We start from the raw sequence: 1,956 nt of genomic DNA on the forward strand, positions 1-1,956 counted from the left end.
GTTCATGCCGTGGAATTTTTCCGTTTGCCAAAAGTGTGTGCTGACAGCGTGCGGAATTTTTCCGTTTAATGAAATTGCCTGCGGTCGGCAAACGGAATGGTTCCGTTATTTAAAAACATGCCAGTTCGGGACGCGGAATTTTTTTATTCTCGGACAATGCGTTGGGCGGCGTGTAAAAGTTCTCGCATGGGCAGAAAGTTTGTTTGGCGGTGCGAGACAATCTGGCTTCCTAAAACGCCAAGTGCTGCAATTGCAAAAAATCACACACTCCGGCATTCATTGTCGCATTGACCGGATATAATTGATTTGTAAAAATGAAAAGTGTTTTTAACGGAGGTTTTATGGCAGATTTCGCGTTTCTGTCAGAACCTATGGAGGTTTGTTCGTGCCTCCTTAAGTTTTCTTGTAAAAAACGCCGTCCCAACATTCCGTGCAGTCAAAATTTCCAAGTCTGATTTTCATTTAGTTCTCCGTTGCCAAAGCCTGCAAGTCCGAATCTTCGTATTTGTTGTGTCCTTTTTGGCTCTTTTTGAATTTCCAGCATTTTATCGCCTGCTCAAGTGTTTTGTCTTTATTTGCGGCAAAAAAATCTCGGATGTACGTGTTGTACTCAAACTGTTTTTCGATTTCGCCTTTGCCGTTCGTCTTTTTTTCTTTTAAAATCTGATGGTATGCGGCGATTGCCTCCGCGTAAGTTTTTCCGGCATTCGACTTCAGCCATTTTTGAAAAGCCACGTTGAACGAAAAACCTTTTCCAATGTGTTTTTTGAAAAATGCCCGGTGCTTTTCGCTGCAGACAAAGTTTTCTTCTATTATGTTGTCCGGTTTTATTTCTCCAAAAGTCGCTTTTCCGCCAGATTGAGATTTCCGTGCTTCGTGGTCTGTTCGTGTTCTTTTTCCGCTTTCCAAGAAAACTGCAATCCGCTCGGAAAGTTCGCTCTTGCTTCCGGTTGCCTGCAAGCCGTCCTTTCGGCAGAATTCCACCAGCTCTTCTTTTAGGTAATAATATTGGCGGAAAGTTTCTGCGCTCAGTTCTGTTGTTAAAGAGGGGCGTCCGTTCATTTTTTATTAGCCTGCTTTCTAAAAAAGTGAAAATCGCAGCAGTCGCCGCCGTAACCTAAAGTTTTTGTTCGTTTAAAGCCCATTTTTTTTAGTCCGCTGTAATTAACATCGTCAACATCGCAAAAAAGTTTGCAAAGTTGTGGGCAGCCGTTTTCTGTGCAAGCAGTATGCCAAAGACATTTTGTGATGTCTGCGTCAAAAAAATCTTTTCCATACTTTTGGGTACTTTCCCAAAGAGCGCTTGTCCGCATTATTTTAAGAAAGATTCTTTTGTAAACTGCAAAAAATCCAGGCAAAATTTCCATTTTTGCTGTAAATTTATGTTTTTGTGCCGCAACCTTATCAACCATATATTTTTGCATAGCTTCATAAGCAGCATTTTCTAAGTCATTTTCTACCAGAGTTTTGAATAAAGCGACACGCGGAAGAATTGTCTGAACAAGAGTTTTCATCTGATTTTTAGACTTATTTTTTGTGTTTGCAATGATTTTATCAAGTTCTTCTGATTGACTTGCAAACAGTCTTTTTCCTTTGTTGTTTCCGAATTCTTCTATTAGGAATGTTTTTATCTGTTTTTGCTGTTTTATTTTCATAAAAATTGAGATTTCTTTATTATTTTTCCGCCTGCCCATTTTACAAAAGTGTGTGCTGCGCTTTGCATAAAACCACTATACACAGTTTGCAATAAAATTTCCATAGCACTTATATGGGGCAGTGCAAGAAAAATTCGCATGACTAGAAATTACGCCAGTTCGAGTCGTAAAAAATTCCGCATAAACAGAAAATGCGTTGGGCAGTGCGTGAAAATTTTCGCATGACTAGAAATTACGTCAGTTCCTGCCGTAAAGATTTTCGCACAAGTTGAAAATGCATTGGGCAGCACGTAAAAGTTTT

Annotated in this window: 3 protein-coding genes; 1 reads left to right on the forward strand and 2 read right to left on the reverse strand. The window is 39.7% G+C overall.

All coding sequences use genetic code 11. From position 1 onward, the window contains the following. The coding region (locus tag B4N75_RS07915) for a hypothetical protein (RefSeq protein ID WP_296707068.1) at window positions 1–301 on the forward strand (301 nt) is incomplete at its 5' end. 161 nt (window positions 302–462) lie between these two features. Here the strand turns inward: B4N75_RS07915 and B4N75_RS07920 are convergent. Beyond that, window positions 463–1,062 (reverse strand): DUF6434 domain-containing protein, encoded by a 600-nt coding sequence (locus tag B4N75_RS07920; RefSeq protein WP_296707069.1) that lies wholly within the window; start codon window positions 1,060–1,062, stop codon window positions 463–465. Continuing rightward, window positions 1,059–1,655: an L-2-amino-thiazoline-4-carboxylic acid hydrolase gene (locus B4N75_RS07925; protein ID WP_296707071.1), complete on the reverse strand. Its 597-nt coding sequence runs from the start codon at window positions 1,653–1,655 to the stop codon at window positions 1,059–1,061. Before B4N75_RS07925 ends, B4N75_RS07920 begins: the two co-directional genes overlap by 4 nt. Between the last annotated feature and the right edge of the window lie 301 nt (window positions 1,656–1,956).

Source organism: Treponema sp. UBA7570, from assembly GCA_002477955.1.
Taxonomy (GTDB): Bacteria; Spirochaetota; Spirochaetia; order Treponematales; family Treponemataceae; genus Treponema_D.

What these genes read in the sequence shown, in the direction of transcription:
- B4N75_RS07920 (WP_296707069.1), bottom strand. Translation starts at nt 1,062, where the DNA reads ATGAACGGACGCCCCTCTTTAACAACAGAACTGAGCGCAGAAACTTTC.
- B4N75_RS07925 (WP_296707071.1), bottom strand. Translation starts at nt 1,655, where the DNA reads ATGAAAATAAAACAGCAAAAACAGATAAAAACATTCCTAATAGAAGAA.